This is a genomic window from Myroides oncorhynchi, assembly GCF_020905415.1.
In the GTDB taxonomy this organism is placed as follows: domain Bacteria; phylum Bacteroidota; class Bacteroidia; order Flavobacteriales; family Flavobacteriaceae; genus Flavobacterium; species Flavobacterium oncorhynchi_A.
Genome location: NZ_JAJJMP010000001.1, coordinates 2378457 through 2393440 on the forward strand (window position 1 = coordinate 2378457; position 14984 = coordinate 2393440).

The following is a 14984-nucleotide window of genomic DNA, read 5'->3' on the forward strand; positions in this document are numbered from 1 at the left end:
GCGAAAGGAGACTGGAGCGCAAATGTGTTGTGGTATATAGCTAACAATGCTTGTGGGATAAGATAAAAGACAAGTAAAATGAATATCAATTACAATATTTATTGAAGTGAGTAGTTATTTATCCTAGTATTGTTTAAAACAATATTACCAATACTTCGTTAATAGATAGTTTTATTTTATCAAAGTATTTGTATTATTGTGAGTTGTATTTAATCTTTGGAATATATAAAAAGTGAGTACTCTTCGTTTTTGCTTTAGCAATACATATAAAATAAGTATTTTTGGAGAATGGTTGATCAAGATAAAATATAGATATGAGAAAAAATCGTTTGACAAGAGTTTTTTTGTTGGGATCAGTGTTTTTAACTGTGGTAGCTTCTTGTAATAATATTGGTTCTTCTACGTCTAAGGATGGTGCAGCGGCAAGAGTGAATGATGTATATTTGGATACAGACGAGATACAAGGGTTAGTACCTTCTAATGCAGATAAGAAAGATAGTTTAGCTATTGTTACTCGATATATAGATAAGTGGGCAACAAAGAAATTACTGATTGAAGCAGCTGAGTTTAATTTGTCTAAAGATAAGAAAGAAGAGATAGATAAGTTAGTAGAACAGTTTAAAAGTGACTTGTTAATTAAAGATTATTTAGAGAAATTAGTACAAAAGAATATTGATACTCTTATAAATGATAGGGATTTAAAAGTATACTATGACAAGTATAAAAACAACTTCTTAGTAGAGGATATGTTGGTAAAGATGTCTTATGCTAATGTTCTTAAAGATAACAGTAATTATTCAACAGTTAGAAAGTACTTTATATCTTCTAAAAGAGAAGATCACGATAGATTAGAATCAATGTCTTTACACATGAAATCATATGCGTTAAATGACTCTATATGGGTGGATGTAAGGCAAATATATGATAAACTACCTTTTTTGAATGGTGGTAATAAAGATAATTACTTAAAAAACAATAGCTTTTTTGAGGTAGAAGAAGAAAATAGTACTTATTTTGTAAAAGTGAACAAAGTATTAAGTCGAGGAAGTGTTATTCCTTTTGATTATTTAAAAAAGTCATTAAAGATGATGGTCATTAATGATAGAAAGATGGAGTTATTAAAACAATACGAAGAAGATATTTTAAAGGATGCTAAAAAAAATAAAAGGTATGAAGTTTTTTAATAAAGGGATAATGTTAGCTTTAGGGTTAGCTCTTTCTTTTGTAGGGTTTGCACAAGGGCAGACAAAACACGGTAGAAAAATAGATGGAGTAGTTGGAGTAGTTGGAGATTACATTATCTTGGAATCAGAGATTGATAAAACGCTGATAGAATTAAAAGCGCAGCGTATTCCGGTAGGAGATTTGTCGAAATGTGATTTATTTGAGAAACTATTAGAAGATAAACTTTTTGCGCATCAAGCTGTGCAAGATAGTTTAGAGGTAAGTGATGCTGAAGTTACTAGTTATATGAACGAACAAATAAACCGCATGGTTGAAGATGTTGGTTCTATGGATAAAATTATTCAATTTTATAACAAGAAAAACGAAGAAGAGTTACGCGAAACTTTATTTGAGATAGTAAAACAGAATAAATTAACTCAAAATATGCAACAGCATATTGTAGAGAAGGTAACGATCACTCCAGAAGAGGTGCGTACATTTTATAATGAAATACCTAAAGATCAATTGCCAAATGTAGGTGATGAGGTTGAAATAGCTGAGATTATTATTAAACCAGAAATTTCGAAAGAACAAAAACAAAAGGTGATTGACCGACTTAATGACATGAAGAAGGATGTGCTAGTAAATGGAGCAAGCTTCTTTAGTAAAGCTGTATTGTTCTCTGATGATAGAGGTTCTGCTAGTAATGGAGGTTTTATTTCTTTTACTAAAAAAGATCCTTTAGCTAAAGAGTTTAAAGAAACTGCTTTTAATATGGCAGAAGGAGAGATCTCAGAACCATTCGAAACAGACTTTGGTATTCATATTATATATTTAGAAAAAGTCAGAGGTAAGCACTTAGATGTTAGACATATTCTATTAGTACCAAAACCTACAGAAGAAGCAGTGGCTGAGGCAAAAAAGAAAGTAGAAAGTATACGTGAAAAGATAGTCAATAAAGAAATCACTTTTGCAGAAGCAGCAGCTAGTTCTTCGGATGATAAAGACACTAAGTTAAACGGTGGTGTGATGAAAGACCCTAGATCTTTAGATCCTCGTTTTGAGTTAAATAATATGGAGGATAGAGAACTTTATTTTTTAGTCTCTAATCTAAAAGAAGGAGAAGTTTCTCAACCAGCTCTAAAGAATGATATGTTTAAACAGCAAAAGTATTACCGTATTGTTACAGTTAATAAGAAGTATCCAGAGCATAAAATTGATTTTTCAGAGGATTATACTAAAGTTAAGAATATGGCTTTGAATAAAAAACAAGGTCAAGAAGTAGAAAAATGGGTATCAATTAAAGTAAAAGATGCTTATATTAACATTCAAGGTGAATTTCGCGATTGTAAATTCCGTAATAATTGGCTGAAAAAATAAGAATATAATAATCTGAAAGATTGAAAACGACATTTTAGCAATAAGCTAGAATGTCGTTTTTTTTATGTTTATAGACTATTTGTTGCAATATGATATTTTAAGCATTAAAAAATAAATAATTTCAAAATATGGAGGTCTGTTTATTAAAATTATTGAGTTTTATTCAGTGAAGTAGAATGTTTATAAATAATATTTTTTGTATTTGAGGGAAACATTAAAAATTTTTGAATATTAATTAGTTTGATTAAATTTGTAGTGACAAAAATTCAAAGTAAATACTTGTTCTAAAGTTATTAATGACATTGATAACTTTATCAGGTAGTTACTTAGAAATGAACTAATACAAATAACATGTATAGGTTGATTAAGGTTTAGCCGTCAGCCTTTTATTAAATAGACATTAACTATGAGCCTTTACAAGGATTACATCAACGAGATTGAAGAAAGAAAAAATCAAGGACTTAACCCTAAGCCTATTGATGGTGCTGAATTACTAAGTGAAGTTATAGCACAAGTAAAAGATACAGAGAATGAATACCGCGAGGATTCTCTTAAGCTTTTTATTTACAATGTTTTGCCTGGTACTACAAGTGCTGCTGGTGTTAAAGCAAAGTTTTTAAAAGAAATCATCTTAGGTGAAGTTGTAGTAAAAGAGATTACTCCTGCTTTTGCTTTCGAATTATTATCACATATGAAAGGTGGACCATCTATCAAGGTTCTTCTTGATTTAGCTTTAGGTAATGATGTAGCTATTGCTCAGAGTGCTGCTAATGTACTTAAAACACAAGTATTCTTATATGATGCTGATACAGATCGTCTAAAAGAAGCTTTCTTAGCAGGTAATGCTATCGCTAAAGATATCGTAGAGAGTTATGCTAAGGCTGAGTTCTTTACTAAACTTCCTGAAGTAGCAGAGAAGATAGAGATCGTTACTTTCATCGCAGGTGAAGGAGATATCTCTACTGACTTACTTTCTCCAGGTAACCAAGCTCACTCCCGTTCTGACCGTGAACTTCATGGACAATGTATGATCACTCCAGCTGCTCAAAAAGAGATTAAAGCATTAGAGGCTGCTAATCCTGGTAAGAGTGTGATGTTAATCGCTGAGAAAGGTACTATGGGAGTAGGATCTTCAAGAATGTCAGGTGTTAATAACGTAGCTTTATGGACAGGTAAACAAGCAAGTCCTTATGTGCCTTTCGTTAATATCGCTCCTATCGTAGGGGGTACTAATGGTATTTCTCCTATTTTCTTAACTACTGTAGACGTAACAGGTGGTATCGGATTAGATCTTAAAAACTGGGTTAAGAAAACAGATGCTAATGGTGAGGTTATTCGCAATGAAAAAGGTGAGCCAGTATTAGAGCAAGTATATTCTGTAGCTACTGGTACAGTACTTACAATCAATACAAAAACAAAAAAACTTTATAACGGAGACCAAGAGCTTATAGATATCTCTAAAGCACTTACTCCTCAAAAAATGGAGTTTATCAAAGCAGGTGGTTCTTATGCTATCGTTTTTGGTAAAAAGATCCAAACTTTCGCAGCTAAATTATTGGGAACTGAAGCTCCTGTAGTTTTTGCTCCATCTAAAGAAATCTCTGTAGAAGGACAAGGGTTAACAGCTGTAGAGAAAATCTTTAATAAAAATGCAGTAGGTGTAACTTCAGGAAAAGTATTACACGCTGGTTCTGACGTACGTGTAGAAGTAAACATCGTTGGGTCTCAAGATACAACAGGTTTAATGACTGCTCAAGAGTTAGAAGCAATGGCTGCTACAGTTATATCTCCTATCGTGGACGGAGCTTACCAATCAGGATGTCACACTGCATCAGTATGGGACAAAAAAGCACAAGCTAATATCCCTAAATTGATGAAGTTTATGAATGACTTTGGTTTGATTACTGCTCGTGACCCTAAAGGAGAGTATCATGCAATGACTGACGTTATTCACAAAGTATTAAATGATATCACTATCGATGAGTGGGCTATCATTATCGGTGGTGACTCTCATACGAGAATGTCTAAAGGTGTTGCTTTCGGAGCGGATTCAGGAACAGTAGCTCTTGCATTGGCAACTGGAGAGGCCTCTATGCCAATCCCAGAGTCTGTAAAAGTGACGTTTAAAGGAGAGATGAAACAACACATGGATTTCCGTGATGTAGTTCACGCTACTCAATCTCAAATGTTGAAACAATTCGGAGGAGAAAACGTATTCCAAGGTAGAATTATCGAGGTTCACATCGGAACTCTTCTTGCTGACCAAGCATTCACATTTACTGACTGGACTGCAGAGATGAAAGCTAAAGCATCTATCTGTATTTCTCAAGATGATACATTAATCGAATCATTAGAGATTGCTAAAGGGCGTATCCAAATTATGATCGAGAAAGGTATGGATAATGCTAACAAAGTACTTCAAGGTTTAATCAATAAAGCAAATAAGAGAATCGAAGAGATTAAATCTGGTGACAAACCAGCATTGACTCCAGATGCTAATGCTAAATATTATGCTGAGGTAGTTATCGACTTAGATATCATCGAAGAACCAATGATCGCTGATCCAGATGTAAATAACGAAGACGTGTCTAAACGTTATACTCACGATACGATTAGAGAGCTTTCTTTCTATGGAGATAACAAACAAGTAGACTTAGGTTTCGTAGGTTCTTGTATGGTTCATAAAGATGACTTAAAGATCGTTTCTCAAATGCTTAAAAACATCGAGAAACAAACAGGTACTGTTAAGTTTAATGCACCTTTAGTAGTAGCTGCACCAACTTACAATATCATTGACGAGTTAAAAGCTGAAGGTGATTGGGAATACTTACAAAAGTACTCTGGATTTGAATTCAGTGACTTATTGCCAAAGAACACGAACCGTACAGAATATGAAAATATCATGTACTTAGAGCGTCCTGGTTGTAACCTATGTATGGGTAACCAAGAGAAAGCTGCTAAAGGAGATACTGTTATGGCTACGTCTACTCGTTTATTCCAAGGACGTGTAGTAGAAGATTCAGAACGCAAAAAAGGAGAGTCTTTATTAGCCTCTACTCCGGTAGTAGTTCTATCTGCTATCTTAGGTAGAATCCCTACATTAGCTGAGTATAAAGCTTCTGTAGAAGGAATCAACTTGACTAAGTTCAAGCCTATTCCGACTAAATAATTAGAATAGTATTTATAAATATAAAACGAGGTAGTCTATAAAGATTACCTCGTTTTTTTGATGGTATACTTTTAATCAAACACTATGACTTAGTTATAGCATTGGGCATGATGTTCTATTTCAAAATTGCAAGAATTAGCAATAAAGCAAAGTTTGTTGGCTTGGGTATGTAGTTGTAGTGCTAACTCTTTTTGTGATTCATCTTTGATGTATACTATCGGATTTAAAACTACTTTGGTTATACGTCCACTGCCATCAGTATTTAGTACTAATGTAGCCTCAGAATTATCTTCATAAGCAAGCACCTCTATATCGTGTTGTTGGCATACGTATAAATACGACATCATGTGGCATGATGTAAGGGCACTTAGCAATAAATCTTCAGGATTTAGCAATGTAGGATCTCCTTTAAAGGCTTTGGCTGCTGAAATAGATAAAATATCTTTTCCCTCTATTTTGACGGTATGGCTTTTGGCATACATCTTTTTGTTTGAATTTTTTAACTTGTCAGTAGCAACCCAATTTAGGGCAGCTTTAAAAAGATGTTTGTACATAGTATTTGTTTTAAATAAGATGGAGAATTCACAAATAGCATTTGCTTACCTATATATTTTGGTTAGTGAATTTAGATAAGAGATGTGCAACAGCTACCCTTATTAGTTTTATTCAAATTTAAACAAAATACACAACTTAGTATCTTTATGATATTATCCTTAAAGCATTTTTTGTAAACTTGTTTTGTTTAAATAGAATCGTTTTAAATATTCTATTTTAACATTTTTATAGAAATTATTTGAATCAAAAATCGCTAAATTGTAAATATAATTTAATTGTAAAAAAGAACTTATATTATGGCTTTTGATATTGAAATGATAAAAAAAGTGTACGATAAAATGCCTGACCACGTAGCGAAAGCTCGTGAGATAGTTGGTCGTCCATTAACACTTTCAGAGAAGATTTTATATACTCATTTATGGGATGGAACACCATCACAATCATTTGAAAGAGGTAAAGACTACGTTGATTTTGCACCAGACCGTGTAGCATGTCAAGATGCAACAGCACAGATGGCATTACTACAGTTTATGCATGCTGGAAAAGAGAAAGTAGCTGTACCTACTACAGTACACTGTGATCACTTGATTCAAGCAAAAGTAGGTGCGTCTGCAGATTTGAAAGTAGCAGAGACACAATCATCTGAGGTGTTTAATTTCTTATCGTCAGTTTCTAATAAATATGGTATTGGATTCTGGAAACCAGGAGCAGGTATTATCCACCAAATCGTTTTGGAGAACTATGCTTTCCCTGGAGGATTAATGATCGGTACTGACTCACATACTGTGAATGCAGGAGGATTGGGTATGCTAGCTATCGGTGTAGGTGGAGCAGATGCTGTAGATGTTATGTCTGGTATGGCTTGGGAGCTAAAGTTTCCTAAACTAATTGGGGTGAAGTTAACAGGTAAATTAAACGGTTGGACTGCACCGAAAGATGTGATTCTTAAAGTAGCTGATATCCTTACTGTAAAAGGAGGAACAGGTGCTATAGTGGAGTATTTCGGAGAAGGAGCTACTTCTATGTCATGTACTGGTAAAGGTACTATCTGTAACATGGGAGCAGAGATAGGAGCGACTACTTCTACTTTCGGATATGATGATTCAATGAGAAGATATTTGGCTGCTACAGGTCGTCAAGATGTAGTGGATGCAGCTGATAACGTAGCAGAACACTTAACAGGTGATGCTGAAGTATATGCTACACCAGAGAAATACTTTGATCAGGTAATAGAGATTAACTTGTCAGAATTAGAACCACATATTAATGGACCATTTACGCCAGATAGAGGTACTCCTGTTTCAAAAATGAGAGCAGAGGCTGAAGCGAATAGATGGCCATTAAAAGTAGAGTGGGGATTAATCGGATCTTGTACTAACTCTTCTTACGAAGATATGTCAAGAGCTGCGTCTATTGTAGAGCAAGCAGTTGCTCACGGTATTACGCCTAAAGCAGAGTTCGGTATTAACCCTGGTTCTGAACAAATCCGTTATACGATAGAAAGAGATGGTATTATCGAGACGTTCGAGAAGATGGGAACTAAGGTGTTTACTAACGCTTGTGGACCATGTATCGGACAGTGGGATCGTGAGGGAGCTGATAAACAAGAGAAGAACACTATAGTTCACTCGTTTAACCGTAACTTCTCTAAGCGTGCTGATGGTAACCCTAATACGCATGCTTTCGTAACATCACCTGAGATGGTAGCTGCGTTAGCGATTGCAGGTGATTTAGGATTTAACCCAATCACGGATACCCTAATCAATGACAATGGGGAAGAAGTGAAACTACTTCCACCAACAGGAGATGAATTACCAATAAAGGGATTTGATGTTGAGGATCCAGGATATCAAGCACCAGCAGCTGATGGAGCTAGTATAGCAGTAGAAGTTTCACCTACATCAAGTCGTCTTCAGTTGTTAGAGCCTTTTACAGCTTGGGATGGAAAGAATATTACAGGAGCTAAATTGTTAATTAAGGCATTTGGTAAGTGTACGACTGACCATATTTCTATGGCTGGACCTTGGTTGCGTTTCCGTGGTCACTTAGATAATATTTCTGACAATATGTTAATTGGTGCGGAGAATGCTTTCAATCATTTAACGAACAATGTGAAGAATCAATTGACAGGGGAGTATGGACCAGTACCTGCAGTGCAGAGAGCTTATAAAGCAGCTGGTGTGCCAACTATCGTAGTGGGTGACCAGAATTATGGAGAAGGATCTTCTCGTGAGCACGCTGCTATGGAACCTCGTCACTTAGGAGTAATGGCTGTGTTAGTAAAATCGTTTGCACGTATCCATGAAACTAACTTGAAGAAACAAGGAATGTTAGCGTTGACATTTGCTAATGAGGCGGATTATGATAAGATTCAAGAAGATGATACAATCAACTTCTTAGACTTAACTGATTTTGCTCCAGGTAAACAATTGTCTTTAGAGTTTATACACGCTGATGGATCTAAAGATATTATTAAAGCGAATCACACCTATAATGCAAGTCAAGTAGAGTGGTTTAAAGCTGGTTCTGCATTAAACTTAATTGCAGCTGGTAAGTAATCACAATAGTTATAAATAGAAAAGGGTATCCACAGGGATACCCTTTTTTCATTTATAGCAATTAGAAGATTAGTTTTGTTTTGAAATATTTAACTTTGTGTGAAGTTAATTACACAACAACAAGTAAATAATGAATCAGATAGAAGAAAAAAAGATTGTCTTAGCAGTTGATGAAAAACCAAAGTTAGGACAGTGGATATTATTGAGCATACAGCATCTGTTTGCTATGTTTGGAGCGACTGTTTTAGTGCCTACTTTAACAGGTATGAATCCTGCGATAGCGCTTATCTCAAGTGGTATAGGTACACTAGTGTTTATCTTTATAACACGTGGTAAAGTACCCTCATATTTAGGTTCTTCATTTGCCTTTATTAATCCCATTATTGCAATGAAGGCTTTAGAAGCAGATCCCACTTCGGGTATGCCTGTTGGGAGTTTCTTAGTTGGAAGTTTCTTGGTAGGAGTAGTGTATTCATTAGTAGCGTTATTGATTGCAAAAGCTGGTACAGGTTGGCTGATGAAGTTATTACCTCCTATTGTAGTAGGGCCAGTGATTATGGTTATCGGACTAGGACTTGCAAGTACAGCAGTAGGGATGGTTACTAATAATCCACAAGGCGAATATGACTTAACATATGTGATGATTGGGTTAGTTACGCTAACGATTACTATTATTGCAGCGATATTTACAAGAGGTTTTTTAAGTGTAATACCTGTATTAGTTGGTATAGTAGGAGGATATTGTTTCTCTGCAATTATGGGTGTAGTTCACTTTGAAAAAGTAGTTGAAGCGAACTGGTTTGAAGTACCTAATTTTATGGTTCCCTTCGTTCATTATGAACCGTCTGTTTCTTGGTATGTTATTCTATTGATGTTACCAGTAGCTATTGTTCCTATTGCAGAGCATATAGGGCATCAGTTAGTATTGAGTAAGGTTATAGATAAAGACTTGATTAAAAATCCAGGATTAGACAAAAGTATGTTGGGAGATGGAGTAGCGACTATGCTTGCTTCGTTAATCGGTGGACCTCCTAATACTACCTATGGAGAGAATATAGGGGTATTAGCGATTACGCGTGCTTTTAGTATTTACGTATTTATTGGAGCAGCGTGCTTTGCTATCATATTCGGTTTTTGTGGAAAGATAGCAACCTTATTAAGTACTATTCCCTCACCTGTAATGGGCGGAGTATCTATCTTGTTATTTGGTATCATAGCATCAAGTGGATTGAGAATGCTAGTAGAGAATAATATTGATTTTAAAGTAAAGCGAAATCTTATTATATCATCTGTTATCTTAATTATTGGTATCGGTGGAGCAGCTATCCACATTGGAGAACTGTTCTCTTTAGAAGGGATGGCATTGGCTTCTATTATTGGAATAGTATTAAATGTGGTGTTGCCAGGAAGAAAAGATATTGACTTTGATGATATGTTTTAGAATAGTTTATCGTTCTACCCTCTTTGTTTTAGTTTATAATTGTTCTATATTTATTGAGTTGTTTAAGGATATTTAAGTATGAGTGAAAAAAGCAAAAGTAAAAAGGGGTGGCTATCAAATCTTATTTTTATAGTTATACTCGGAGTAGTTTTGTTTACGCCTGTGGGGACAGGTATTAAGGTATGGCTTAATCGATTATTAGCGATGAGTCCCACTTTAGAAAAAGTAAGCGAGCAGAAAAAGGTTAATTATGAGTCATGGCAGTTAGTCGATGAAAAAGGAGAGATCTTTGATTTTGATAAAGTCAAAGGAAAGGTTGTCGTTATTAATTTTTGGGCAACATGGTGTCCTCCTTGTATCGCTGAGAAACCAAGCTTTCAGGAATTATATAATGATTATAAGAACAAAGTTGTCTTCTTATTTGTTACAACTGATTCACCTGATAAAGTAAAAACGTTTAAAGAAAAGAATAATTCGACTTTGCCTATCTACTATCAGAAGAGTGCAGCTCCGGCAGTATTATTCTCTGAGTCTATACCGGCCTCTTATGTCATAGATAAAAAAGGTAATATTGTCGTTCGCAAGTTCCGTGCAGCAGACTGGAATAGCTCTAAGTTTAGAGTATCACTAGATGAACTATTGAAGTAATAAATATAATTAGAATAAACAAAGCCTTATAAGATTACTTTCTTATAAGGCTTTGTTATTTTGTATAAGGATTAATAGTTACAGAATAGTCAAGTGACTACAAGCTATTATAATGTTTTATTACATGGCACAAAAAAAGTCCAGCAGATGCTGGACTTTTTAATATCTATAAATTTCTAACCTACTAATAGTAAGTATAACGTCTTACTTGAGCAACATACTTAGCTAGGCGGATAACTTGGTGGCTATAACCATACTCATTATCATACCATACATACATTACTACATTTTTACCATCAGCAGATACGATAGTAGCTTTGCTATCAAAGATAGATGGAGCAGAAGTACCTACGATATCAGATGATACTAATTCGTTGTTGATAGAGTATTTGATTTGCTCTACTAAGTCTCCATTAAGAGCAGCATTACGCATAACCTCATTTAACTCTTCAACTGAAGTCTCTTTGCTTACTTCTAAGTTTAATACTACTAATGATCCATTAGGTACTGGTACACGGATAGCGTTAGATGTTAATTTACCAGCTAATGATGGTAAAGCTTTGGCTACAGCACTTCCTGCACCTGTCTCAGTAATAACCATGTTTAATGCAGCAGCTCTACCACGACGGTATTTCTTATGCATGTTATCTACTAAGTTTTGGTCATTTGTATAAGCGTGGATAGTCTCTAAGTGTCCCTTTACTACACCGAAGTTATCTTCCATAACCTTAAGGATTGGTGTGATAGCATTTGTAGTACAAGATGCTGCAGACCATATATCCACTTGGCTTGGATCATACTCAGTATGGTTAACACCGTGTACGATATTTGGAACACCTTTACCTGGAGCAGTTAATAATACTTTAGAAGCACCTACTGAAGACAAGTGACGTCTAAGTGCTTCTTCTGTTGTAAATGCACCTGTATTATCAATAATTAAAGCATTATCAATATCATATTGTGTATAGTCTATTTCTTCTGGAGTACCAGCAGAAATCATGTGTACAGTAGTACCATTGATGATTAAAGCGTTATTCTCTGGATCAGCGATAACTGAACCTTCAAAGTCTCCATGTACTGAATCATATTTTAGTAAAGAAGCACGTTTTTCTAAAAGAACTGCATCGTTTTTATCACGAGTTACAATTGCTCTTAAACGCATTTGTTGTCCTTTACCGATTTTGTTCATTAACTCACGAGCTAATAAACGACCGATACGACCAAAACCGTAAAGTACTACATCCTTAGGAACTAGCTCTTCTGTTTCTTTAGCATCTTTTAGTTTAGCTACAACAAATTCTAATGCATTGCTGTATTTGTTGTCTTCTAAGTGATATTCGTAAGTTAGACGACCGATGTCGATTCTAGAAGGTGGTAAGTCAGCTCTTTGAATCGCCTCAGCTATTTCTACAGAATCAAAAATGTTGATTGGTTTTCCAACAAATTTAGCTGCATATTCATGTAAGTTAATAATATCGCTAACGCTGCGGTCAATAAGTTGATTACGGAACATTAATAGCTCTATAGACTTGTCGTACCATAGGTCACTAATGATCTTAATGAACTCGACGCAAGCTTTTCTGCGATCTGCTTGAAAAGCTAATTCTTTTTCGTAAAGACTAGTATTTTTCATATATTAAATTGTGTTGTGATAAATTACTGCAAAAGTCTGTTTTTTTAATGAATTAATCAAGTTGCAAAGTTTAAAAAGCACTTTTTCGTGTTTTTATTGGGTGAACCGTATGATTATATTAGTAAACGTAAATATTCCCCATTTTTATTCACTAAAGTGATCTTTATTTTTTGTTTTTGATTAACCTGACTTAGTATATTTTTCACTTGATTCACATTTGTTATTTTAATATCATTGATTGAGAGGAGAATACTACCTAATAATTCCTCCTTATACTTGTCATAATCACTGTCCATTAGTTTAGTTATTTTAAGGCCATAACTGATATTCCATTCCTCTTTATCAGAAGCATCTAGTTCTTGAAGTTCGATTCCTCTTAACTCTATTTTACGAGCTTCACTTTTCCCTAAAGTTACAGTTGTTGCTAATGCTTTGTTATTTCGTATATATTCTATTTCGACTTTATCACCAGGGCGTTTAGTGTTAATGATAGAACGCAAATCCACAAAGGTTTTGATGTCCTTATTGTTGATTTTTGTGATAATGTCACCTTTTCTGATATCGGCATTAGCTGCACCAGAGTTTGAGATAATCTCTTCTACTAAGAAGCCATATTGGTTATCTTTTACCCTTAATTGTGAATTCATTTGTGGTGTTAATTCATATCCTGATACGCCCAATGAAGCATTTTGGACATTACCATATTCTAATAGATCCTCTACTATTTTGCGTGTAACATTAGATGGTACAGCAAAGGCGTAACCTACATACGCCCCTGTATTAGAAGAAATCATTGTATTAATACCAATAAGTTCACCCCTTGTATTTACTAGTGCACCACCACTGTTACCTGGGTTTATCGCCGCATCAGTTTGTATAAACGATTGAATACCCGTTTGTGAGAGATTACGTGCTTTAGCAGATATAATTCCTGCAGTTACAGTAGATGTTAAGTTATAAGGGTTTCCTACAGCGAGAACCCATTCACCTAGCTGGATATCATCAGAATCCCCGAATACCATGTATTGTAGTTTTTCTTTTGGTTCTATTTTTAACAGTGCGATATCCATTTCTTTATCTGTACCGATAAGCTTTGCTTTATAAGTCTCGTTATTTGATAAAGTTACCTCTAACTGAGAAGAGTTAGCGATCACATGATTATTAGTAACGATGTATCCATCTTCAGTAATAATCACACCAGACCCAGTACCTATCTGTGGTCTAGGTTCTTGTTTATAACCATAGAATAATTCCATAATAGAACTAGATCTAGCTGATACATAGCTGAGGTTTTTAACATGGACTACGGTGTTAACCGTATTTTCAGCTGCTTGGGTAAAGTCAATAGCTCCATTAAGAATAGGAGAATTATTTGGATTAGACAGTCTTAAAGTAGCATCATTTGCTGCAATATTATCTATAATTGATTGGTTTTCAAAAAAGTATTTATAACCAGCCAATGTCATACTTCCGCTTAATAAACAAATTAAAAAAACACTTAAAATCTTTTTCATACATACATTTATTAAAATTACATAATTAAAATTAATAATTATGTAATCGAATAAAAAGATGTTTAACCAACAGTTAACAAGCTGTTTTAACAATCATTATTCGTATTTTTACGTCTTTAAGTAAGATAAGTTATATGTTGAGATTTTATAAATACCAAGGAACAGGTAATGACTTTGTGATGATAGATAACCGTACAGATTTTTTTCCAAAGCAGGATAAAGAACTGGTAGCACATTTATGCCATAGACGTTTTGGTGTAGGTGGTGATGGATTGATTTTATTAGAAGAGGCAGATGGATATGACTTTAGAATGGGATACTATAATGCTGATGGTAGTGAGAGCACGATGTGTGGAAATGGTGGGAGATGTCTTGTTGCGTTTGCTAAGCAATTAAAAATAATTGAAGATAAATGTCGTTTTATAGCTATAGATGGTGAGCACTTAGCAACAGTTAATTTGGATGAGACAATAAGTTTACAAATGATAGATGTATCTGATATTAGAATTGAGAACAAATTTAGCTTTTTAAATACTGGATCGCCACACCATGTACAAGTGGTAAGGGAGTTAAGCAGATATGATGTCTATAATAGAGGACGTGATATAAGAGAAAGTGCCTTATATAGTCCAGGAGGAACGAATGTCAACTTCGTAGAGCAAGAGGGGCCTAATCACTTTAGAATACGCACATTCGAGCGTGGGGTAGAAGATGAGACCTTATCATGTGGTACAGGTGCTACTGCTGTAGCTATCTCTATGTATGCTCAAGGTAGATGTGATGATAAGCATATCAAGATAGATGTAGAGGGTGGAAATCTGACAGTTAGCTTTGATACTGAGGATGGTCAGAAGTTTAAGAATGTATTATTAAGTGGGCCTGCCAAATTAGTTTTTGAAGGAACAATAGAAATTTAAAAAAG

At 34.7% G+C, this 14984-nt stretch carries 10 protein-coding genes; 7 read left to right on the plus strand and 3 right to left on the minus strand.

All coding sequences use genetic code 11. The features are described from left to right. The first annotated feature begins 314 nt into the window (after positions 1–314). From LNQ81_RS10600 to LNQ81_RS10610, 3 genes are all read left to right on the plus strand, one after another. Entirely contained in the window at positions 315–1184 is an 870-nt protein-coding gene (locus tag LNQ81_RS10600; RefSeq protein WP_229946562.1) for a hypothetical protein, read from the plus strand. Further along, the gene (locus LNQ81_RS10605; protein ID WP_229946563.1) at positions 1171–2544 is read left to right on the plus strand and encodes a peptidylprolyl isomerase; all 1374 of its coding nucleotides are present in this window, start codon (positions 1171–1173) and stop codon (positions 2542–2544) included. Before LNQ81_RS10600 ends, LNQ81_RS10605 begins: the two co-directional genes overlap by 14 nt. Positions 2545–2950: 406 nt before the next feature. Then, positions 2951–5713: a bifunctional aconitate hydratase 2/2-methylisocitrate dehydratase gene (locus tag LNQ81_RS10610; protein ID WP_229946565.1), complete on the plus strand. Its 2763-nt coding sequence runs from the start codon at positions 2951–2953 to the stop codon at positions 5711–5713. An 89-nt stretch (positions 5714–5802) separates the two neighbouring features. Here LNQ81_RS10610 and LNQ81_RS10615 read toward each other — a convergent pair whose 3' ends face one another. Continuing rightward, on the minus strand, positions 5803–6267 hold the full coding sequence (locus LNQ81_RS10615; RefSeq protein ID WP_229946566.1) for an OsmC family protein: 465 nt from the start codon (positions 6265–6267) through the stop codon (positions 5803–5805). Between the two features lie 297 nt (positions 6268–6564). Between LNQ81_RS10615 and LNQ81_RS10620 the strand changes: the two genes are divergently transcribed. The 3 genes from LNQ81_RS10620 (at position 6565) to LNQ81_RS10630 (ending at position 10915) form a co-directional block, all read left to right on the plus strand. Next, complete coding sequence (locus LNQ81_RS10620; protein ID WP_229946567.1) at positions 6565–8826, plus strand: aconitate hydratase; 2262 nt, start codon at positions 6565–6567, stop codon at positions 8824–8826. Between the two features lie 130 nt (positions 8827–8956). Beyond that, positions 8957–10267, plus strand: a complete 1311-nt coding sequence (locus LNQ81_RS10625; protein ID WP_229946569.1) for a solute carrier family 23 protein — start codon at positions 8957–8959, stop codon at positions 10265–10267. A 78-nt stretch (positions 10268–10345) separates the two neighbouring features. Then, positions 10346–10915, plus strand: coding sequence for a TlpA family protein disulfide reductase (locus LNQ81_RS10630; protein ID WP_229946570.1), 570 nt, complete (start codon positions 10346–10348; stop codon positions 10913–10915). Between the two features lie 184 nt (positions 10916–11099). Here LNQ81_RS10630 and LNQ81_RS10635 read toward each other — a convergent pair whose 3' ends face one another. Together LNQ81_RS10635 and LNQ81_RS10640 are read right to left on the minus strand one after the other, a co-directional pair. After that, positions 11100–12548: a glyceraldehyde-3-phosphate dehydrogenase gene (locus LNQ81_RS10635; RefSeq protein WP_229946572.1), complete on the minus strand. Its 1449-nt coding sequence runs from the start codon at positions 12546–12548 to the stop codon at positions 11100–11102. A gap of 113 nt (positions 12549–12661) precedes the next feature. Next, a complete protein-coding gene (locus LNQ81_RS10640; RefSeq protein WP_229946574.1) occupies positions 12662–14062 on the minus strand; it encodes a S1C family serine protease in 1401 nt (466 codons plus the stop codon). A 134-nt stretch (positions 14063–14196) separates the two neighbouring features. On the opposite strand from LNQ81_RS10640, the gene dapF reads away from it, so the two are divergent. After that, entirely contained in the window at positions 14197–14979 is a 783-nt protein-coding gene (gene dapF / locus LNQ81_RS10645; protein ID WP_229946576.1) for a diaminopimelate epimerase, read from the plus strand. Positions 14980–14984 lie beyond the last annotated feature (5 nt).